The organism is Vibrio sp. 1401 (assembly GCF_033340295.1).
In genome coordinates, this window is record NZ_JAWOWF010000046.1 from 1 (window position 1) to 21,285 (window position 21,285).

18 protein-coding genes and 1 pseudogene are annotated in these 21,285 nt (G+C 44.7%); 7 read left to right on the forward strand and 12 right to left on the reverse strand.

What is annotated here, in order from left to right:
- Positions 1-76: 76 nt before the first annotated feature.
- Positions 77-685 (reverse strand): annotated as a pseudogene (locus R7Z77_RS19315) (DNA internalization-related competence protein ComEC/Rec2); the annotation flags it as partial.
- An 8-nt stretch (positions 686-693) separates the two neighbouring features.
- On the opposite strand from R7Z77_RS19315, the gene R7Z77_RS19320 reads away from it, so the two are divergent.
- Positions 694-1,203, forward strand: coding sequence for a DUF2062 domain-containing protein (locus R7Z77_RS19320; protein WP_005387834.1), 510 nt, complete (start codon positions 694-696; stop codon positions 1,201-1,203).
- 148 nt (positions 1,204-1,351) lie between these two features.
- Here R7Z77_RS19320 and lolE read toward each other — a convergent pair whose 3' ends face one another.
- From lolE to lolC, 3 genes are read right to left on the reverse strand one after another with little or no spacing between them, the layout of a single operon-like run.
- Positions 1,352-2,596 carry a lipoprotein-releasing ABC transporter permease subunit LolE gene (gene lolE / locus R7Z77_RS19325; protein ID WP_033905042.1) on the reverse strand — a complete coding sequence of 415 codons (1,245 nt, stop codon included), beginning with the start codon at positions 2,594-2,596 and terminating at the stop codon, positions 1,352-1,354.
- Between the two features lie 2 nt (positions 2,597-2,598).
- Entirely contained in the window at positions 2,599-3,306 is a 708-nt protein-coding gene (gene lolD / locus R7Z77_RS19330) for a lipoprotein-releasing ABC transporter ATP-binding protein LolD (protein ID WP_054700735.1), read from the reverse strand.
- Positions 3,299-4,507: a lipoprotein-releasing ABC transporter permease subunit LolC gene (lolC, locus tag R7Z77_RS19335; RefSeq protein ID WP_031778997.1), complete on the reverse strand. Its 1,209-nt coding sequence runs from the start codon at positions 4,505-4,507 to the stop codon at positions 3,299-3,301. Before lolC ends, lolD begins: the two co-directional genes overlap by 8 nt.
- A gap of 249 nt (positions 4,508-4,756) precedes the next feature.
- On the opposite strand from lolC, the gene R7Z77_RS19340 reads away from it, so the two are divergent.
- The 4 genes from R7Z77_RS19340 to R7Z77_RS19355 all read left to right on the forward strand — a co-directional run bounded on the left by R7Z77_RS19340 (position 4,757) and on the right by R7Z77_RS19355 (position 10,277).
- Positions 4,757-5,326: a hypothetical protein gene (locus tag R7Z77_RS19340; RefSeq protein WP_017634743.1), complete on the forward strand. Its 570-nt coding sequence runs from the start codon at positions 4,757-4,759 to the stop codon at positions 5,324-5,326.
- Positions 5,327-5,331: 5 nt separating this feature from the next.
- A complete protein-coding gene (gene mfd / locus R7Z77_RS19345; protein WP_213967349.1) occupies positions 5,332-8,793 on the forward strand; it encodes a transcription-repair coupling factor in 3,462 nt (1,153 codons plus the stop codon).
- A gap of 7 nt (positions 8,794-8,800) precedes the next feature.
- The gene (locus tag R7Z77_RS19350; RefSeq protein ID WP_021707672.1) at positions 8,801-9,568 is read left to right on the forward strand and encodes a peptidoglycan binding protein CsiV; all 768 of its coding nucleotides are present in this window, start codon (positions 8,801-8,803) and stop codon (positions 9,566-9,568) included.
- Positions 9,569-9,728: 160 nt separating this feature from the next.
- On the forward strand, positions 9,729-10,277 hold the full coding sequence (locus tag R7Z77_RS19355) for a GNAT family N-acetyltransferase (RefSeq protein ID WP_005387823.1): 549 nt from the start codon (positions 9,729-9,731) through the stop codon (positions 10,275-10,277).
- A gap of 76 nt (positions 10,278-10,353) precedes the next feature.
- On the opposite strand, the gene R7Z77_RS19360 is transcribed toward R7Z77_RS19355, so the two are convergent.
- The 7 genes from R7Z77_RS19360 to hinT all read right to left on the reverse strand — a co-directional run bounded on the left by R7Z77_RS19360 (position 10,354) and on the right by hinT (position 16,566).
- Positions 10,354-11,643, reverse strand: a complete 1,290-nt coding sequence (locus R7Z77_RS19360; RefSeq protein ID WP_005378463.1) for an NAD(P)/FAD-dependent oxidoreductase — start codon at positions 11,641-11,643, stop codon at positions 10,354-10,356.
- Positions 11,644-12,175: 532 nt separating this feature from the next.
- Positions 12,176-12,718 carry an alpha/beta hydrolase YcfP gene (gene ycfP / locus R7Z77_RS19365; protein ID WP_005378464.1) on the reverse strand — a complete coding sequence of 181 codons (543 nt, stop codon included), beginning with the start codon at positions 12,716-12,718 and terminating at the stop codon, positions 12,176-12,178.
- 75 nt (positions 12,719-12,793) lie between these two features.
- Complete coding sequence (gene thiK, locus R7Z77_RS19370; protein WP_017634746.1) at positions 12,794-13,675, reverse strand: thiamine kinase; 882 nt, start codon at positions 13,673-13,675, stop codon at positions 12,794-12,796.
- A gap of 24 nt (positions 13,676-13,699) precedes the next feature.
- Complete coding sequence (gene lpoB / locus R7Z77_RS19375; protein ID WP_005378467.1) at positions 13,700-14,290, reverse strand: penicillin-binding protein activator LpoB; 591 nt, start codon at positions 14,288-14,290, stop codon at positions 13,700-13,702.
- 66 nt (positions 14,291-14,356) lie between these two features.
- Positions 14,357-14,749: a YcfL family protein gene (locus R7Z77_RS19380; RefSeq protein WP_064353738.1), complete on the reverse strand. Its 393-nt coding sequence runs from the start codon at positions 14,747-14,749 to the stop codon at positions 14,357-14,359.
- Positions 14,749-16,146, reverse strand: coding sequence for a COG3014 family protein (locus R7Z77_RS19385; RefSeq protein WP_025766940.1), 1,398 nt, complete (start codon positions 16,144-16,146; stop codon positions 14,749-14,751). The genes R7Z77_RS19380 and R7Z77_RS19385 overlap by 1 nt, the downstream gene beginning before the upstream one ends.
- A gap of 69 nt (positions 16,147-16,215) precedes the next feature.
- A complete protein-coding gene (gene hinT, locus R7Z77_RS19390; RefSeq protein ID WP_005378473.1) occupies positions 16,216-16,566 on the reverse strand; it encodes a purine nucleoside phosphoramidase in 351 nt (116 codons plus the stop codon).
- 269 nt (positions 16,567-16,835) lie between these two features.
- Between hinT and R7Z77_RS19395 the strand changes: the two genes are divergently transcribed.
- On the forward strand, positions 16,836-18,827 hold the full coding sequence (locus tag R7Z77_RS19395; RefSeq protein WP_054575453.1) for a methyl-accepting chemotaxis protein: 1,992 nt from the start codon (positions 16,836-16,838) through the stop codon (positions 18,825-18,827).
- A 163-nt stretch (positions 18,828-18,990) separates the two neighbouring features.
- Positions 18,991-20,151: a DUF1887 family protein gene (locus R7Z77_RS19400; protein ID WP_005378476.1), complete on the forward strand. Its 1,161-nt coding sequence runs from the start codon at positions 18,991-18,993 to the stop codon at positions 20,149-20,151.
- 157 nt (positions 20,152-20,308) lie between these two features.
- Here the strand turns inward: R7Z77_RS19400 and udp are convergent, their stop codons facing one another.
- Entirely contained in the window at positions 20,309-21,067 is a 759-nt protein-coding gene (gene udp / locus R7Z77_RS19405) for a uridine phosphorylase (protein WP_005378479.1), read from the reverse strand.
- Between the last annotated feature and the right edge of the window lie 218 nt (positions 21,068-21,285).

Here is a 21,285-nt window from a genome sequence, read left to right on the forward strand (position 1 = left end):
GCTACGATGATTAACTGATGTAACCGATCAGATCGTAACTTCCTGATTTAGTTCCATCGAATTACGCAACAAAGCCCGAGAAATGATGAAGGGAAGACACATCATCAGCGACATCGGCAATAATGGATTGACGCAGAGATACATTAGAACGAACAATCCACTTAGCGTCTTTGTTAACAACCGCTCGGGCGATAGTATTTTTACCCATCGCGTGCTTTTCAGCATCAAAGCCAGCTTCGTTGCGTAGACCTGTAATCGGCTTTAACGAGATGGATGTCGTAAACTCACTGTTAACATCGAGTGGAAAAGGCGTAATAAGACGGATTTTAGGTTTAAGAAAAGGTAACAGAGTTTGAGAATTTACCGCTTCTATAGCGACAATACCTTCATAACCGTGACTTATTTGCGTAAAAGGGCTGTCAACTTTACCAATTATGGTAATATTCTCCCCTGCTTGAAAAAGGGCTTGTCTCTGAGACTCCAATACATTGCCGTGGACGATGACAACCATAAAGCCCGCAATTGCGCCTATGCTAATTAAGCCACGACGTAATTTGATTATTGAGCCAGTGGTTATTATTCCCAGCAGCAACCAACGCCAATCTGGTATTGTCGGCCACCAAGCCGACGAGATTACGCTCGCTACAAATAACGCCAAGGTCCAACTTTTTTCTGAGAGAGTCATGCTGTCCTATGCCTAGAAAGCTGATAAAACGCTTCATGCCAGATCATGAATTGATCAAACGCCAAAAAGCATTGAAGGTCTTCGGCAATGTGTTGTACAACCCGAACTTGTGGTGCTTAAACCGCCGCTCGGCATCAGGGGCTTTTGCTGTCGGGTTATTTATGGCTTTTGTTCCACTGCCGAGCCAAATGATCATGGCCGCTGGCTTGGCCATTATGTTGGGTGTCAATCTGCCCCTCTCCGTCGCTTTGGTATGGATCAGCAACCCTATCACTATGCCTGTGCTATTTTACTTTGCGTACAAGCTAGGTGCTCTAGTGATGCGTCTTCCCCCGCAACCTTTTCACTTTGAACTATCGTGGGAATTCATCATGCAGCAAATGAGCACCATTGGACCTCCATTTCTATTGGGCTGCGCAATTTGTGGGGTTGTATCCGCGATTATTGGCTACTTCGGAATTCGAGGGCTTTGGCGCTACTCCGTGGTACGGAGCTGGCAAAAACGCAAAATAAGATAAGACCTTACTGCGTAAAAATCAGCATTTGAGCTATCAGTTGAGGGGCATCTAACAGTTAGAATGAAACGCGATGTTACTCAAGTCGGATAAATACAAAAAAGGACCGAATTCGGTCCTTTTTGTTTTTCGCATATTGTAAAACAATCAGCTATTTAGAACTCAGTACAGCCGCCGGATTCAACCTTGCGGCACGAGAAGCAGGATACCACGTCGCAAGTAAACTAAGCACTATCGCCGTCACTGACACCAATGCCACATCTGGCCAGTGTAGTTGTGATGGTAAGAAGTCGACGAAGTAAATATCACCCGATAAAAACTGATGACCAATTAAGCTCTCTAACCCTTTAATTAACGGAGTCAGATTTAACGCCACTAAGACACCGATAACACTGCCGACGAGACTACCAAATACACCAGAGAATACACCTTGCCAAACAAAGATCCGTTTGATTAGGCTATCTTTTGCTCCCATTGTTCGCAAAATTGCAATTTCCGCCGCTCGGTCTTTCACTGCCATCATCAACGTAGACACAATATTAAAACATGCCACGCCAATCACCAGTACCATCACCAAGTACATAATGGTGCGCACGAGCTGAATATCGCGATACAAAAAACCAAACTTTTGCTGCCAGCTTTTCAAATACACGTAAACATCAACCATGCTACCAACCTCGCGAACAATAGAAGGCGCATTGAGAACATCGTCCGTTTTTAGTGAGATGCCAGTGACCCCTTCCCCTAACCTCGCGTATTGCTGAGCATCCGCTAATGGTACTAACGCTAGAGAGTGGTCGATTTGGCCATTCAACGTTAAGAACCCTGACACTTTCACGCGCACACGCTTAGGAGCCTGCACTTTATTTGCGCCGCCTGTTTGCGGAATCATCAACGTAACGTAATCCCCCACGGCGACATTTAGCTCGTTTGCTACACCTCGGCCTAAGATCACTTGCTGCTGACCAGCATAAAAGTTTTGCCAAGCAGCTTGGTCAATAAAATTCGACAAGCTCGACACCGCTTGCTCGAAAGTAGGCTCTACACCACGAACTTCTATCGCTTTTAGCTTACTGCCTTTTTCTGCCAAACCCGTAAAACGAACATACGGTGCTGCCGCAACAACATGTTCATGTTTTAGAGCTTGATTCATCGTTTTGGTGTAGTCCTGAAGTGGTCCATTAACACCTTCTAACTCGCCGTGTGGGATCACAGACAACACACGCGATTGCAGCTCGCGCTCAAAGCCATTCATTGCAGACAAACCGATAATGATCACAGCAACGCCAACCGCAATACCAATAGTCGAAGAAAGCGATATGAAAGACACCATCTTGTTGCGCTTTTTCGCTCGACTGAAGCGACCACCAATCATCAAAGCTAAAGAGGTAAACAAAACTAGCCCTCCGCAGATGCTGTATCAGTCACAAAACGATCTACGAGCAAACCATCTTGCATGTGCATTTGACGATCCATTTTTGCTGCCAGCTCTTTGTCATGCGTGACAACCAAAAATGCAATGTTTGACTCTTTATTGAGCTCGCGCATCAAATCATAGATAGACAGTGCCGTATTGTGATCTAAGTTCCCCGTAGGTTCATCAGCCAAGACCAGATCAGGTTTATTCACCAATGCACGCGCAATCGCAACACGCTGACGCTCACCGCCCGATAACTCGGAGGGTCTATGTTGCATCCGATGATTCAAACCAACTTTATCTAACAGCGCTTTAGCCGCCTGTTTTGCATCCGCTACTTTAGCACCGCCAATCATCAGTGGCATCGCCACATTTTCAAGCGCAGTAAAGTCAGCCAACAAGTGATGAAACTGGTATACAAAACCAAGGTGCTTGTTGCGTAATGCCGCCTGTTTGTTCGAGCTCAAAGCTGATAGGTTTTGCCCTAGAAAATCAACTTCACCATGAGTTGCGTCATCTAACGCACCTAAAATATGCAATAAGGTACTTTTTCCCGAACCAGAAGAGCCAACAATAGAAACCAACTCCCCTTTGTCGATATCGAAACTTACGCCTTTCAACACTTCCGTATCTAACGAACCCTCTCGGTAGACTTTACGAATATCACGACATTCTAATAGCTTATTCATAGCGAAGTGCCTCAGCAGGTTTAACAGAAGATGCTCGATAAGAAGGATAAAGCGTAGCAGCAAGGCTAAGAGCAATCGCCAATACCACCACTAAAAGAATTTGCAGTGAATCAATCAAGATGGGTAGATGACCACCAAAGCTGAATAGCGCCACACCAGCAGATTCAAGAATCGCATTTAGATTAAGTGACAAGATCACGCCCGCAGCGCCACCAACAATCGCGCCAATTACACCACTGCTTGCACCTTGCACCATGAAAATGGTCATCACTTGAGATTGAGTCATGCCTTGAGTTTTCAATATTGCAACTTCTGATTGCTTCTCCATTACCACCATGATTAAAGCGGAGATAATATTGAATGCAGCGACACCCACAATTAGACCTAGCATAAGTCCCATCATGTTCTTTTCCATTTTCACCGCTTGGAAAAGCTCACCACGCTGTTCGCGCCAATCACTCCATTCCCATCCATCAGGCATGGGTTGGTCAGCAAAATCCGTTACCATAAATGGGTCAGAGAAAAAGACACGCCAACCAGAAACCGTGTCTTTAGGGAAACGCATCAGCTTAGATGCATCCGTCATGTTCACAATCATTAATTGACCATCAACGTCCGATCCCGTATTGAAAATGCCTGAGACAGTAAAGTTTCGCTGGCTAGGAATACGGCCAAGTGGGGTAAACTGCGTTGCGTTGGTCACCATCAAGCGCACTTTATCCCCGATTGAGACCTTTAGTGAACGCGCCAAACTGTGACCCAAAAATACATTGTAGTCACCTGCTTGAAGTGACGATAATCGTCCGGCAATCAAATGGTTGCTAATCGGATCGCCTTTCTTAGGTTCAATACCGATGAGGTAACCAGCCGTCAGCTGTGCAGAACTCTGAATAACAGCCTCTCCTCTAACGATAGGCTCCGGCTGAGATTCACTCGACATCGCTTGAACAAATGGAGGGGCAGACTCGGTCATAGGCGTTTTTCCATCGTGTTGCGAAACAACGGCATGAGGTAGCACACCTAAAATGCGTTCTTTTAACTGCGATTCAAACCCGTTCATCACAGAAAGAACCGTCACCAACGCCATTACACCGATCGTAATACCCGCCGTCGACATATAAGAAACAAATCGGCTGAACCTATCTCCAGAGCGTCCCCGAAGATACCTTAAGCCAATAAACAATGAGATAGGATGATACATATAAGACAAACCAACTGGTTGTTTTGATATAAAGCTTTAGCGGATTATCTTACCTTACTCTTCTCATTAAGAAGACAAGAGAATCGCTAAATTTGTCAACGACATGCAATAAGTCTGTATTTAGGGCAAAAAGTTCAAGGACAAATCAGCTAAACTTGATAACTTCATTCAGTTAGCGATAATCAGTGCCCTATTTCTCTTTGTTTGTTGAGTGAACAGGGAGCGCTCACTGGCAAAAGGATCGACTATATGACAGAGCAAGAATACTTTACCGTCCATCATAACCTCACCATCAACGTCGAAACGTTGAGTGCGGACTTTGCTTTGCCAGATGAAGAAACATTTGCCTCCGAAATTCCAGCACCATTTATTGTCGCCAGTGAATTTAGTCACTTAGATATGTTGGCAGACAACGCGCGTCTAGAGCTGAAAAACAAAGAGTTAAAGCATGTGATCAACTTGCTTGATACGCAAAACGCGAAACTTAACCTCTTGTTGAGCTTTATGCTTTCACAACAAGATGACGCCTCCATTCGATATCAAACGACGCAGTTTGGTGCTAGTCAACTCAGTTTCCGCTCAGATACAGCGTTAACTACTCAACAACTCGTTCGTGTTAAACTGTTCCTCGATCACCCTGCTGCGGCGATTTACTGTTACGCTCAAGTAGAAGAATGTGATGCTTCAGAGCAAGATTTCATTATCACGCTTAGATACAAGATGCTCCGAGAATCTGATCAAGATTTACTGATAAAGGCGGCACTGTATCAACAACAAAAACTTTTACGTCAGCGCTCGATGGAGCGAGATAAAAAATAATTCCTATGACAAAAGCAACGATTCTTTCCGTCACCAACCCTTCAGAGCGTGGCGACAAAAAACAGCTAGGTAATTTGCCGGGCGCAGCTCTACCTCTAGCCATTGCAGAGCTAGCCAAGCAGCATTCGAGTCACTCGCTACTCGTTGTGCCTGACCCGCAAATCGCTTTAAAGCTTCAGGCAGAGATTGAGCAATTCACCGACCAAACGGTAAGCCTGTTCCCCGACTGGGAAACGCTGCCTTACGATAACTTTTCTCCGCATCAAGAAATCATCTCTGAACGTATCGCTCGCCTATACCAACTGCCAAGTCAACGTGATGGCATAACCATCGTCCCGGTCAGTACAGTATTGCAACGCCAATCGCCACGTGATTTTCTGTTGCAACACACTTTAATGGTGAAAACTGGTGATCGGCTCTCGCTAGAGAAGTTACGTGTACAACTTGAAAATTCTGGCTACCGCCATGTAGATCAAGTATTTGGACCAGGTGAATATGCAAGTCGTGGGTCTATTCTGGATCTCTTTCCTATGGGCAGCAATGACCCGTACCGCATCGACTTCTTTGATGATGAAATAGATACCATTCGCACGTTTGATCCAGAGAACCAACGCTCTATCGACGATATTCAGCAAATCCAATTGCTGCCTGCACATGAGTTCCCAACCACTAAAGAAGCGATTGAAGATTTCCGTACACGTTGGCGCACCCAGTTCGACGCACGCCGCGAGCCTGAATCAATCTACATGCAAGTGACCAAAGGCACGTGGCCCGCTGGTATTGAGTATTGGCAGCCGCTGTTTTTTGACCATACCGAGACTTTATTTGAATATTTGCCAGAAGACTCTCAAGTCATCACATATGGTGATATCGAATCTGCGGTCGATACTTTCTTAACCGATGTCGAATATCGATACGACCAGAAAAAAGTTGATCCGCTGCGTCCTCTTTTGACTCCTGAACAGCTTTGGTTGAAAAAAGACGAACTTTTCAGTCAACTAAAACAGCTCCCTATCGCTCAATTGAGCCTAGATAAAGTGGTTAAGCGTGCCGGTCGTCAAAACCTACCAGTACAATCGTTAGCCGAGCTTGGCGTTCAACAACAAAATAAAGAGCCGCTCTCGCGCCTTCGTCAGTTTAGTGAGCAATTCAGCGGCAAAATCGTTTTCTCGGTAGAGTCAGAAGGTCGTCGTGAAGCACTAACGGAGCTGTTGCAAGGCATCAAAGTTCGGCCAGTCGTACATGGCTCACTTTACCAAGCTCTAGACTCGGGTGATCGATTCAGCTTGGTCTTAGGCGCAGCAGAGCATGGTTTCATTCACGAAGAGCTGAACTTCGCTCTGATCTGTGAAAGTGATCTACTCGGTGACCGTGTTATCCAGCGACGCCGCAAAGATAAAAAAGCCGTCAACAGTGACACCGTTATTCGCCACCTTGCCGAACTAAAACCCGGCCAACCTGTGGTTCATATTGATCACGGTATTGGCCGCTACATCGGTTTACAAACACTTGAAGCCGGTGGTATGAAAACGGAATACGTCACCCTTGAGTATCAAAACGATGCCAAGCTCTACGTGCCAGTTTCATCACTGAATCTTATCAGCCGTTATTCTGGCGGCGCTGAAGAGAGTGCGCCACTGCATAAATTAGGTGGTGAAGCGTGGGCAAAAGCACGTCGTAAAGCGGCAGAAAAAGTGCGTGATGTCGCGGCAGAATTGCTGGATGTGTATGCAAAACGAGAATTAAAACCGGGCTTCAAATTTGAGCTAGATCGTGGGCAATACGCAACATTTAAAGCAACATTCCCGTTTGAAGAAACAGATGACCAAGCGATGGCCATCAATGCCGTATTGGCAGACATGTGCCAGGCAAAAGCAATGGATCGCTTAGTATGTGGTGACGTGGGCTTTGGTAAAACGGAAGTCGCTATGCGCGCAGCATTTGTCGCAACGGATAATAGTAAACAGGTCGCCGTACTCGTACCAACAACCTTACTTGCTCAGCAGCATTTCGAAAACTTCCGTGACCGTTTTGCCAACTTACCAATCCGAGTTGAAGTACTGTCTCGTTTTAAATCTGCCAAAGAACAAAAAGTCATTCTGCAAGACGTTGCCGATGGTAAAGTCGATATTGTCGTTGGTACGCATAAGCTGCTTTCGAGCGACATTAAATTCAAAGATTTAGGTTTGTTGATCGTTGATGAGGAACACCGCTTTGGGGTTCGTCAAAAAGAAAAAGTCAAAGCAATGCGTGCGGATGTGGACATTCTTACCCTCACCGCAACACCAATTCCACGCACACTGAATATGGCAATGAGTGGCATGCGAGACCTGTCGATCATCGCGACACCTCCTGCACGCCGTTTAGCCATTAAAACCTTTGTTCGACAAAAAGAAGAGCCAGTGGTCCGTGAAGCGGTACTGCGTGAAATTATGCGTGGTGGTCAGGTTTACTTCCTGCACAATCAGGTTGAAACCATTGAAAAAACGGCAGAAGACTTACAGAAGCTCATCCCAGAGGCACGCATTACCGTGGCTCATGGTCAAATGCGCGAGCGCGAACTTGAGCGAATCATGAATGACTTCTACCATCAGCGCTTTAATGTGTTGGTGTGTACAACCATCATCGAAACCGGTATCGACGTACCAACGGCGAATACCATAATCATGGATCGTGCGGACAATCTTGGCTTGGCGCAGTTGCATCAATTACGTGGCCGTGTTGGACGTTCGCACCATCAAGCCTATGCTTACTTATTAACGCCACATCCAAAAGCCATGACCAAAGATGCCATCAAGCGTCTTGATGCGATTGCTTCACTGGAAGACTTAGGTGCTGGCTTTACGTTAGCAACCCACGATTTAGAAATCCGTGGTGCTGGTGAGCTGCTTGGTGATGAGCAAAGTGGGCAAATTCAATCCGTTGGTTTTACACTTTATATGGAAATGCTGGAACAAGCAGTGCAAGCATTAAAAGAAGGCAAGGAGCCATCTTTGGATGAGCTGCTTCGTGAGCAAACTGAAGTGGAAATGCGAATCCCAGCGCTCTTACCAGATGATTACATTCCGGATGTAAACACACGACTGTCGATGTACAAACGCATTGCGAGTGTCACAAGCAGTGATGAACTATCAGAGCTAAAAGTGGAACTGATTGATCGCTTTGGTTTGCTTCCAGACGCAACAAAGAACTTACTTGCCGTCTCAGAATTGAAAATTTCGGCTGGTAGTTTAAAAGCGAAAAAGATAGAAGCCCATGATAAAGGTGGATTTATCGAGTTTTACCCTGATGCTGACATAAATCCAGCGTATTTAGTTAAACTGCTGCAATCACAGCCGCAAAAATTTGCAATGGAAGGTCCAACTAAGTTCAAGTTTAGCGTACCATTGGTGGACCGACGTAAACGCATTCAGTTTGTTCAAGACTTACTGAATGATTTTAAACAGAATTTATTACCAACGAGCTAATAGTCGAATGAGAATACTGATCCCGTTATTGCTTCTATGTGTCTCAATGCCCTCTTGGGCACAGCGCCAATTTGATATTGAAGTGATCATTTTCAAGCGAGCAGTCGACGCTGAAAGCACAACAGAATCTTGGCCGAATCAACTGCCAAAAATCGATATGGAAAATGTCGGTAGCCTAGAGAGTGAATCCTACCGCCGCTCTAAAGGCGTGACACTTTTGCCAAGTTCTTCTTTCCGTCTCAACGCGCAAGAAGCGGCACTAAATAATCATGCCGGCTTTAAAGTGCTTAAACACGTAGCCTGGCGTCAAGGTGACCGAGGTAAATCTAGCGCCCCAATTTTCCGCATCGTTGGCGGGCGAGATTTCTCTGATTCTTATCAAGCAGATGGCCGCCCAATCAATGGCAATCAAACATTTTCCAGCGACGGTTACAGTGAAGAGACGGTCAATGGCCCTTTATATGAACTAGATGGTCGATTCCAAATATACGTACAGCATTACCTCTTCGCCGAAACAACACTAGATCTGCGCGAACCAAGTGTTAGAGAGGTGCGTTTTGAACCAACCTCAACTGAGCAATTGGCGGATGACTTAGGTGAAGTAGATGGTAACGTCCAAGTAGGTAACTTGGCAGAAATATCGCCGACAGTAACCGAAGAGAAATTCCTGAAGAGTTATCGAATGGATCAAAAACGTCGTATGCGTAGCAGCGAGACTCATTACCTAGATAACCCGTTGATGGGTATGATCATTCAAGTTCGTCGGGTTCGATAAGCACGAGCGGTTCGACAAAGCGCAGCAAAGCTGCGCTTTGTTTTTATCTGCTATACCTCAGTTATTCCTAACCAACGCAGAGCAAGGAAAATAGCTGCGTTCAAGTATAAATAGACAGCTTTCAATTTACTTACACTCAACATGGAAGTCGTATTAGTTCATGAGTCCAGACTTTGAAATCATTGCGCCCCGCTTAGCGCTCAAGCTCATCCCTGCTGAAGAAGCACATTCACTACAACGATTACTTGCAGAATCCCCTTCGCTGCACCAATGGCTTGACTGGTGTGATAAAAACGTCACATTGAAAACCGCGCAGGACTTTCTGTTGGCAACCCGTCTTAACTGGGTCAAAACTGAGGCTTTTGGTTTCGGTATCTATGAGCGGCAAAGTAACACTTTGGTTGGAATGGCAGCGGTTAATGAGTTATATCATACGTTTAATATGGCGAGTATTGGTTACTGGGTTGCCGACCGCTATCAACGGCAAGGCTATGCCCAAGAAGCCGTTAAAGCCTTAGCAGAATTCTGCTTCGCAAAGCTAAGTTTAACTCGACTAGAGATTGTTTGTGACCCCGACAACGAAGCTAGCCAAGCCTTAATTGAGTCCGTCGGTGCACAAAAAGAAGCCATCGCCAGAAACCGGTTTATTTTTCAGGGTAAGCCTAAAGATGGCGTTGTGTTCTCACTTTTACCGACAGATCTAACATAAACAAAAAGCCACCGACTTGCGGTGGCTTCTGCATTTTTTAAGATACAACACATCCACACAGAGTGGATTTAAAACCTTAGTGCAGCTTAAGGTTTGGACGCAGCACGCGATTAATGCGGCCGACGAGCATCATCAGACCGGTTTTGAATACACCATGCAACGCCATTAGGTGCATGCGATACAATGAGATGTAAACGACACGAGCAATACGGCCTTCTACCATCATCGACCCTTTAGTTAGGTTCCCCATCAGACTACCAACGGTTGAGAAGCGACTTAGAGACACTAATGAACCGTGATCTTTATATACATAGTCTTTCAACTCGCGCCCGTTGATCTTCGCGACGATGTTACTAAATGCCTGGCTTGCCATTTGGTGTGCAGCTTGAGCGCGTGGCGGCACGAACGAACCGTCAGACTGGGTGCATTGTGCTAAGTCACCAATAACAAAGATGTCATCATCTCGTGTTGTCTGTAGTGTGTTTTTCACTACAAGCTGATTGATACGGTTCGTTTCTAAGCCAGCGATATCTTTAATAAAGTCTGGAGCTTTGATACCTGCAGCCCAAACCATGATTTGAGCTGGGATTTTCTCACCATCTTTTGTAGTAAGGCCATCTTTTTCAGCTTTAGTCACCATAGTGGCGGTGCGCACGTTTACGCCCAACTTCACCAACTCTTGATGAGCAGCAGAAGAAATACGTGGAGGTAACGCTGGTAAAATACGCTCACCTGCTTCAATCAGATTGACGTTCAACTTGCTAGAATCAAGATCACCGAAGCCATAAGTGCGCAGCTCTTTAACAGCATTATGTAACTCAGCTGATAGTTCAACGCCAGTTGCACCAGCACCAACAATCGCAATATCGACCGTACCGTTACCGTTTTTCGCGTGCAGCTTTAGGAACTCGTTGTTCATTTCTGTACGGAAACGGTGTGCTTGCTCAGGGCTGTCTAGGAAAATACAGTTTTCACGAACGCCAGGCGTGTTGAAGTCGTTTGATGTCGAGCCAATTGCCATCACTAGAATGTCGTATTCTAGCTCACGGCTTGGCATAAGAAGTTCACCGTGTTCGTCTTTAAGCTCACTTAAGATGATCACTTTACGTTCACGGTCGATGTCTTGAAGACTACCCATTTGGAAGTCGAAGCTGTGGTTTTTTGCATGAGCTCGATAGCTCAGTGCATCTACTCCTTCGTCCAAAGAACCTGTAGCAACCTCATGCAATAATGGCTTCCACAAGTGGCTCGCTTTTCGATCGACTAGCGTAATTTGCGCACGGTTTTTGCGACCTAGAGTTCGACCAAGCTTAGTTGCCAACTCAAGACCACCTGCACCGCCGCCTACAACGATAATGCGTGTCACAATGATTTTCCTCTACAAAAATGAATATATGGGGTTCAGCTCGATGCATGACTCACAAACATTTGTGGCATCCATCCAACCGATGAATTCTTGGTTCTTAGAGGTGTCTCAATTACTTGGATTAAAAAACTGCCACTCACCTTGATTCTTTATCTATCAATGACTTGTCAGGGTTTGGCACGTTTATCTGGTACGCATACGACGCCAGAATTTTTGGGCAAGTTTATTACTCGCTCTCAATTTTTTTTGATATTTATCAAATTATTTTAGTCCGGTTCATTATATAGAGACCAACTTTGAAGGCAACCAAAATCCGTGTAACGAGTACGGATTGACTACTTTTCGACTACTCTACAACAAGGTGTTCGTGCTACATAGGAGGGAAGTAAGAAAACGGTAAGGAGAACACAATATTCAAAGCGTTAAACCAAGAAAATGTGCCTTTCAAAGAGACAGTGGCTCGGCATACTCAAGAGAAGGAATCGCAGCAAAGCAGCCGATAAAAACGCCGCTTTACTGTCTACACTCAACATTAATAAGTATTTTTAAATGCCTTTATCGCTTGTAAATGATGAGAGATTTTTTTGAACTTATGAGACTGAGTTTCATCCCAAATGATTTGATAGTGTTTTTCTAGCTCAGCTGCCGTTTTCGAGTTGTCATGCACTTCATCATCTTTAGAGAGAATCACTAAGCAGTGAGCTTGATTTTTCGCTCGGAACTGATCAACACATTTTGTTGCGATATCTTCGTACTCTTCTGGGCGATCGATTCGACCAGCCATCGTTTTTTCTGGGTGCAAGTTCGGGTTGAACATCACTTGCTTGATACCGCATAGAAAACCAATTCGCTCAGACCAGTAACCACCTAAACCAACCCCACAGATTAACGGGTTTGGGTCATCAGATTGATCGATAACTTTAGACACTTCTTTTAACAAGTGTTGCATGTCGTGCTTTGGGTGAAGGGTGCTGTAATTGATAAAACGAACGTCGTCGTCGATAAATTGCAGTTGAAGAACTTTTTCGTGGTTACCCGGGCTTGTACTGTCAAAGCCGTGTAAGTAAATAATCATGTGTACCTCTCCCTGTGTGTATCTGGTACTTTTATTAAAACTACCACTATTTCCTTACTGTTAAAGGGGAAAATATCACGAGTTCTCAAAACAGTGATCTTCCATACACAATGAGCCTTTCAACTCATACGCACTGTTTAAGTATTGTTCAGTTCCCCACAATTTATAGGCAAGTAGATACCAGAGCATCGCCATCACCAAGGTTCTTGGTTGCCAAGCGTGTACACCTCTCAGCCAAAGAGACACATCTTCGATACCTCGAATTTGGCAATACTGCTTTACCGCTTCTTCCACAGGCGCATTCGCGACCTGAATAGTTAAGGTCAAATCAAGCCTAGGGTCAGCAATCCCGGCATACTCCCAATCAATGACTTTCACCCCACTCTCCCCTCGCACTAGGTTGTAACACCCCAAATCGAAGTGACATAGGGCAAGCGGAACAGGTGCAACGTTCGGTTCCGTGCGCCACTTCATGTACAAAGCCTCAAACTCCGTACCCACATACTGACCATCAAGCTCAAGCCAATAATGATCGATGCGAGAAATATATGAAAATGGAACCAAAGGAATTGCGCTTATCGGATATTGATGAATCTTCGCCGCAATGGATAATAAATCGCTTAGTGCTAAGCCTGACTCCGTCAGTGCCTCTCCTTCTATCCATTCCACCAGCAACCCTTGCTCATGAATAAAAACTGGCTTGGGGCCAATTTCCAATGAAGAGACTGCATTCAGCACTTGATATTCACTGTGACGAGAAATTGAAAAAGCCTTGCAGACATGACTGGTCGGTCGCCAGATGTATGCAAGGCCTTGAGAAGATTCCAACCGCCAACAACGGTTGGTGAGCCCCCCGGTAACAGTTTGTACTTTTACCGGAGGCTCCGTAAAGAAGCCATCGAGAGCGTTAAGACTCGGATCTAACTGTTTTGCTTGTTGCCAAGAAAACCATGCCATTGATGACTTCTCCACCCTGTTCGATTAAAGACCGAATAGGCTCTTAGATTGCGCTTTACGAATTTCAGTTTCATCCGCCCACTCAATCAAACCTGTTTCTAGGTCCATTAGGCGCATGGTCATCTTGTAGTATACATCTTTATCGCTACCTGCATTTTTCACAATGCTAGATAGGTTGCCGTAAAGCATGTATTGAGCACCAACCATTTTACCAAATTGGATAGCTGTGCTTTGGTTAACAAGCTCATCCGTGTTTTGGAAGTTAAGTTGTTCACGCACAGACTCAACACGATCCATATCAACAAAACGGAACTTACCTGAGTTCAACATCTTAGTAGAGATCGTGTCAGTAATGGATTCAGTGTCAATATGTTCACTGGTTTTGTTCTTAATTCGCTCAACAAAAACGATAGGACGTTGGTCACGAGTAATTGCTGCTACAGAGCCCGACATCATCATGCTATCCACCATTTCAGCCGCGATTTTTTGTAAATCTGTTGAGCCAAAATCGATAGTCGTGGTTTCTGTTGCTTGCGCATCGCCGTAAGAGACTTTGTTAGAACAGCCACCTAAAATGACGGCAAGACCTAAAAGAGCAATAATACTTTTTTTCATGAGAGTTCCTTAGTTTTTCAATACCAGCGCATCGTTAGCGCGGCAGCTTCGGCAGAGCCGTTAAGATTAATCGTCTTGTGCTTCTCTAATTTGCACACGGAATTTTGTGCCATTTGGATTCACAGTAACTTCAGATAACGTGACTTGCTCAAATCCTCGCACAATCATTTTTCGCCACGGACCAGGTTTGGTATTCACTTCTAAACCATTGTTGTCATACCAATAAAATCGGTAAAGAATGTGCTGATCACCTTTGTAATTGCTACTCAGCAGCACGACTCCTCGTGGGCGATCATCAACGTAAGTGGTGGTGATGTTGTCAACTAATAAGCGACTACCTAAAACGTTATCATTAAAAAATACTTTTTGCGTTTGGCCATCAATTCGAATACCAGCCGTGTTTTCGGCGCATCCAACTAAACCAATAGCCATTGCTAAACAAACAAGCCATGCTTTCATTACAGTCTCCCTAGCTGTTTATGCCACACGGTTGAGTGTGCTCCCTGACGAGATACCCATACCAATGTAGTCTGCTGTGCAGGCACTTCAAACTGATAGGTTTGATCACCCAAGTTTAAACTTTGTGTTCCCGGTTTCACGATTTTTGAAGCCGTTTTCACTTGCGCTGGCAATGTTTGCCAACTTCTTGTATCTGGCTGTTCGGTCAATGTGTTCCATACATTGAAAAGTATGTTGCCCACATCATCGCCTTTTTTCGCCGCCTCTTTTCGGATTCGATCTTTTGCCCAAACACGAAGAGCTTGACGGATCACTATTGTAGTAAGACGTTCATTAAGATCGTTTTGCGCCATCGCATTAACATCAGTCAGCGTACTGGAAGGCAATACCTGACCATTTAAAACAACATCGCTAAAACGTTGAGCACCTCGGTTCTGATAATAAGGAAGCGCCAACGAATAAATCGCGCCATTATCGCGACTGTCGTAAATCGGTAAATCAATACGCCACCCTTTCATCGCCTCAACAACACCCTGCTCATCAATAACGATGACTCGCCCTTGTGACTGAGTTAATCCAGAAGGTGCTTTGCCATACCGCTTCTCTAGCATGCGCAAGTCTTCACGCATGCCCAGCTTCTTAGCAGCGTATAAGGTACTTTCCACAACTTGCTTGTTGTCTGGCATTACAGCGAGTGCTCGTCGGTAATCAACATAAGCACTGTTTAAGTCTCGCGACGCTTCATATAACAAGCCAGAAAGATAGAACAGATAACCATTTTGTACCGCGCTTAGTTTTTTACCAGCATCAGGGTAGTTCGCTAACACACTGCCTAAATTGGCAGACATGCCTTGCTTGTTAAGGTCTTTCTCTGCTGCTTTTAGCTCTTTTTCACGCGCCTTTCTTGCTGCTTCCTGAACTTGATTAGCTCGACGCACTTCAACTAGTGCCCCTTCTAAATCGTTTTTCTGTAAGTAATTTAGTCCTAGATACAGGTGCAAAAAGCCAAGTTCGTAATCGGCGGGATGATAGTCTTGGAGATTGTCGTTCACTGCGAGAGAGCCGACGCTCGTTGCCGTGTCTGACACAGATATCGTCGCACGATCTTGTTGAACACGTACAGCACGATCGCTGCTTTCTAGCGCATTCAAACTTGTTGGGTAATCTTCAGCAAGAAAAGAGATGCGACCTTTTTCAAAATTGCCAAGTATCTCGCCACCCACTTCACTTGATTGAAGTTGTTTTGCTTTGGCATATTCCCCTGCAACAACGGCTTGATAAACTTCTTGATTCTGGTTGCTGTAATGACTAAACAGATTGCCCGCAGATAAATTCGCGCAGCCAGAGGCCATTAAAGCCCAGCTCATCAGCCCTAACAGCTTTACACCTAGTTTCACATTTATCTCCACAAATGTGTCATTCGACAGGAAAAAGAAGTGGGTGAATCGCCACCCACTTTTAAAAGCTTAGCTCAATACCATTGGACCTAGAGGGCGGCCGCCTAGTAGGTGCATGTGAATATGGTAAACCTCTTGGCCACCATGTGGATTACAATTAACGATCAGGCGATAGCCGTCTTCAGCAATACCTTCTTCTTTCGCCAACTTTCTAGCAACAGTGAACAAACGCCCCATCATTGCTTCATCTTCAGCTTCTACATCATTCGTTGTTGGGATCAGTTTATTCGGAATAATGAGAATATGGCTTGGTGTGCGAGGGTTAATGTCGCGAAACGCAGTCACCAAATCATCTTGATAAAGGATATCGGCAGGGATTTCCTTGCGAATAATTTTACTAAAGATCGTTTCTTCCGCCATGAGGACTCCATTTTATAAACGTAATTAGACCCCAATTAGTATGCGCCAACCAAAAGCGGAGCTCAATAAAAACAGTGTTCACTTAACATTATTAATCAAATGCTAATTAACGAAGCTTTTTTTGTCGTGTGCGTCATAAAATGCGCATCACAAACTGAATACAATCCAATGAATTTTGTTACTTTTTTAAGACAATTATTATTTTTATACCCAAGTAAATTCAAAAATACTTGGGTAGCTTGTCTATTTTTGGGAGAGGAAGCTCACTTATGCGAGGTTCAGTTATTAAAAGGATGTATGCCGGCTTTGCACTGATCATCATCCTATTTGCCGTCACAATTGCCATTATGATGGGAGGAATGAGTGATATTCACGGAAAATTTGGCACGGTTTCTAAATCATCCCTACCGTTGGTATCGTTATCTAATCAAACCAGTGTTGAGCTGCTTTCTGCCGACAAATCATTTAAAGACTTCCTGACGACAGAGAATAAACAACGCATGGATGAAATGCGTCAGGAATTTGCTAGATCTCAACAGCGCTTCGAATCCACATTGGCTCAACTGAAAACCGCAAGCCAAATCTACCCTTCTCTTGCCGAACCGTTTTCAGAGTTAAAAACGTTAGAGCAGAGCTATTTTACAGAAGCTCTAGAGGCCATGGACAACTACGAAGCAATGTTCGCGGCTCAAGAAGAAGTGCAAAAATCCTCACGCCGCTTCCAAAAACTGAATACCGAACTGTCGGTTGGTCTTAAAGAATATGTGGCAGATCAAACCAGCATTTCTGTCAAAGTCATGGCAAAGAGCTACTTTATCAAGTTAAAAGATGCCGAAGTGATTACTTCTGATGCCCTCGCCAGTTCCAACCCTGAGTTTGTTACGCAAGCCGTGGCTAAAAACCGCAAAGCAGTAACACACTTGAATTACGCATTCCGCGGGTTGGTGACTCAGCTTCCTGAGCTAGAAAAAGCATTTGGCGAATCTGTAGAGCAATTTACTCGTGACGTTGGTATGCGTGGCGGTGTGCTAGACCAACATAATAATTACCTCAATGCTCGCGCCGCTTTGTATAACAATATCGCCAACCTAGCAAATAAAGTGGATTCAACCATGGCGATTCTTGAGCAATTCACGACAACCGCAACAGATAAGCTCAATGAATCATTGGCAGACGCAGGTGACATATATTCGGCGGGTGTAACGAAAGCCATCATCATTGGCGTTATTGTCGTTTTACTCGCGACAGCGATTGGCTACCACATCGCACAAAGCGTTCGCGAACCGTTGACTCGTATTCTAAAAGTGTTAGAAAGCCTGACTGAAGGTGATATGACACAGCGTATCGATATTCGCTATAACAACGAATTCAGCCGTGTGAGTGGACACATTAACTCACTCGCCGACAACCTTCACGAGATCTTGGTGAAACTCAACGAAGCGTCAGAAAACCTATCGTCAACCGCGACAACCAACGAACGCACCTCTTCGCAAGCACAAATTAAATTGAGCTCTCAACGCGAACAAACGGCAAACGTCGCTACTGCGATGACAGAAATGTCTCATTCAGTGCAAGAAGTCGCGCAAAGTGCGCAAGGCTCGCTAGAAATGGTGCAACGCGTCGAATCTGCCTCTGAAGAAGGCAGAAATGTTATGAGCAGTAACATCTCAACCATTAATCAACTAGAAACACGTTTGAACGAATCGGTTTCCGCAGTTTCTGAGCTACAAAAGATGAGTGGTCAAATTGGATCTATCCTTGATGTGATCCGCAACATTGCGGAGCAAACCAACCTACTGGCATTGAACGCGGCAATTGAAGCGGCTCGCGCTGGTGAACAAGGTCGCGGCTTCGCGGTAGTGGCAGATGAAGTACGAGTACTCGCATCAAGAACGACTCAATCAACCACTGAAATTGAATCCATGATCAGTAATCTGCAAGCTAGCTCGCAATCGGCGAACCAAGTCATACAAAGCTGTATGAGCGATATGGAGATGTCGGTTGAGCAAGCATCAAAAGCGAACAGCTCAATGGAAGAGATCCAGGCGCTAATCATCGAAATCAGCCAAATGAGTACGCACATTTCACAAGCAGCAGCAGAGCAAAGTGAAACATCAACAGACATTGCTCGCAGCATTGAAGATATCAACAGTATCGCCGATGAAAGTTTCCAAGCCATGTCGAGTATCGCACAAACCAGTGAATCACTGACCCACTTGGCTCATCAGCAAAATGAATTGGTCCACCGCTTTAAGTTATAAATACTTTATAACTAAGAGCATTAATTAGTGCAATCAACTGTATAAGGGCGACTTTTTGTTAAGTCGCCCTTGTTTTTTGTCGGCCATGTCTACATATGATAAATAAGGCCAGCTCATCCCCTTGCACAACTCTTTTCGAGCGGCCTCATAAAAAGGAAAATCTATGGCTGTTCATGTTGGTATTATCGACCAAGACCCAGTGAGATTGGTCACTCCTCTATTAGATAATCGTACGCTAAGCACACATATCGTCTTCATCGGAGACAAGAGCCAGTTAGATATATTTGACCGACTGAGTGCCGTTTTAGATCAACGAGAAATTACTTCTGAATTTTTTGAAATTCCATCCGCTGTTAATACATCGCTGATCAAACAAGCAATTCAAAAACTGGCAAAAGACCTTCATGAACGCGGCGAAGATGTAAAATTGAACGCGAGCTGTGGTCTTCGTCATCGCTTGTTGTCGGTGTACGAAGTTTTCCGTACCTATCGCTGGCCAATTTTTGTGGTTGAGCCTAGTAGCGATAAGCTTTGTTGGTTATACCCTGATGGCAAAGAAGATACCCAAGTCGAAGATCACATTACGATTGCAGATTACCTCACTATCTTTGGTGCACGCGGCGAGTTTCACCACGTTGATTTACCACCTCTTCTTGATAAAAAATTGTATGAACTTGGTGAACGATGGGCCTCAAATGCGCTTGAGCTTGGGCCAGGTCTAGCAACACTTAACTACCTTGCAACCACATGCCGCAAAGAACAAAAGCTTGATGTCGAGCTCTCCGAAAAACAGCAGGGCTACCGTGAGCTCAACATGTTGCTTTCAGATTTAGTAGAAGCAGAAATCGCCACCTATGAGAATGGCGTTTTAACGTTTGCAGATGAAGATGCTCGACGCTTTTCAAACGGTGAGTGGTTAGAAACTTTGGTTCACAGCACCGTGAAGCAAATCCAAGACACCATGCCGACGATCCAAGATCGATCGTTAAATGTTCAGGTTTATCGTAAACTTGGTGAAAGTGAAGTACGCAATGAGTTAGATGTCGCAACAGTTGTAAACAACAAGCTGCACATCATCGAGTGCAAAACCAAAGGCATGAGAGATGACGGCGACGATACTTTATATAAGTTAGAATCGCTTCGCGATCTATTAGGTGGCTTACAAGCGCGCGCAATGTTGGTGAGCTTCCGTCCTCTTCGTCACAATGACATTACTCGTGCTGAAGACTTAGGGCTAGCCCTGATTGGCCCTGATGAGCTTAAAGATTTAAGAACGCACTTAACGGCTTGGTTTAAAGACGCGGGCGGTTCAGACGAGATATAGTGCCATTAAGAAAAGCTAAAATTCACAACGATAAAAAGCAGCATTAATGCTGCTTTTTTTATACCTAAATTTTAGCTGTACGCATTTCTATAAGTAGAAAAAAACCAGAGGTTAGCCTCTGGTTTTTTCTGTTTGTTTAAATGCCAACTATAGCGGCTTAAAGCATTTTACGCGCTGCTTCTACAACCACTTTAATTGAACGCGCTTCCGTTTCTTTCAGAGTTGAATGATCTGGAATCTCTTTTTGTGTACGGTTGATGATAACACCAGCCACACAACCCGCTTTTAAACCAGAGCTCGCACACATTGTTAGCAGTGTTGCAGACTCCATCTCGAAGTTAAGTACGCCCATGTCTTGCCATTCTTGCATAGAGCCTTGGAAACGCTTAACAACACGACCAGAGAACGTATCGTAACGTTCTTGACCAGGGTAGAACGTGTCGCTTGATGCAGTCACACCCATGTGAACTGTAGCGCCAGACTCTTCTACCGCTGCTTTCATTGCGGTTGCTACTTCAAAGTCAGCAACTGCTGGGAATTCCATAGGAGCAAAGTGTAGGCTCGCACCGTCAAGACGAACTGACCCCGTCGTTACGATCATGTCACCCACGTTTACATGCGGTTGAATTGCACCCGTTGTACCAACACGTAGGAAAGTGCGAACACCAAGCTGTGCCAATTCCTCAACTGCGATAGAGGTAGAAGGACCACCAATACCTGTAGAACAAACCACAACAGGTTTACCGTCTAGCTCTGCACGGTATAGCGTGTATTCACGATGGCTTGCTAGAAATACTGGATTTTCCATTTGTTCTGCGATTTTTTGAACACGCGCTGGGTCACCAGGAATGATCGCTAGAGTCGCACCATTAAGATCAGCTTCAGTAACACCTAAATGGAATACAGCTTGAGACATAAGTCGCTCCTTATTGTGGCTTATTTTATGAACAATAAGCTCATTAATCAGTTATTGGGTACAGATGCACTGTAGCGAACCTTTCACCAACATAGAGTGATCACAATCACAATGACAAAATGTAATGAAAATGAAATTTCAAACAAAACTGGTATCGATCACACTTTAAGGGGCGTTAGATCATTTTGTTGCATAGCAATGCGTGATTTCAAGGACGA